Annotated in this window: 1 protein-coding gene; it reads right to left on the bottom strand. The window is 55.9% G+C overall.

Annotated features, from left to right (window positions below; all coding sequences use genetic code 11):
• Nucleotides 1–202: 202 nt before the first annotated feature.
• Nucleotides 203–583: TetR-like C-terminal domain-containing protein (locus A3754_RS07915; protein ID WP_197468561.1), on the bottom strand; the 381-nt coding region annotated here is incomplete at its 5' end.

Here is a 583-nt window from a genome sequence, read left to right on the forward strand (position 1 = left end):
GCGCCGCGACGCCAGTAATGAAAACAACCCTTTCTGCATTTTTTCGCCTTTGGTTTTTGTTCGGGTTTGAGTTCAAAGTTCAAAGTCGAATCGCGATCCTGATGGTCAGCTTCTGGAAAGCGCAGCCCGCGCCATTCCCCATGAACGCGGGCAGCATATTTGCCGTCATGTAGAACATCGTTAGCGTTTCAACTTTGAACTTTCAACTCTCCCTCGCCCAACTATTTAAATAATGTTCCAGCAACGAATCCAGCATGGCCTGCTCATCCACATCGCCGGCCACTTCCAGTTTGTTTTCTGCCGCCAATACCGCAATGCCATGGACACTGCTCCACAGGGTACGGGCTGCCAGATGGATCGCAGCGGCAGACTGTCCATCTGCCAACCGGGCCATTTGCTGTTCCACCCGCTCAAACAACTGCGCCGTGCGTTGCTGGTACCAGGCGGGCACCGGCGCCGCATTCTGCATGCGATGCATAAACACCATCTGCCACAGTGCGGTTTGCGTGCGTGCCAATGACAGGTAGGCGCTGGCCATCTGATGCAGCGCCCGGGGCGGGGGCAGGTTGGATGACGCCTGCAT

This window comes from Alcanivorax sp. HI0083 (genome assembly GCF_001635175.1).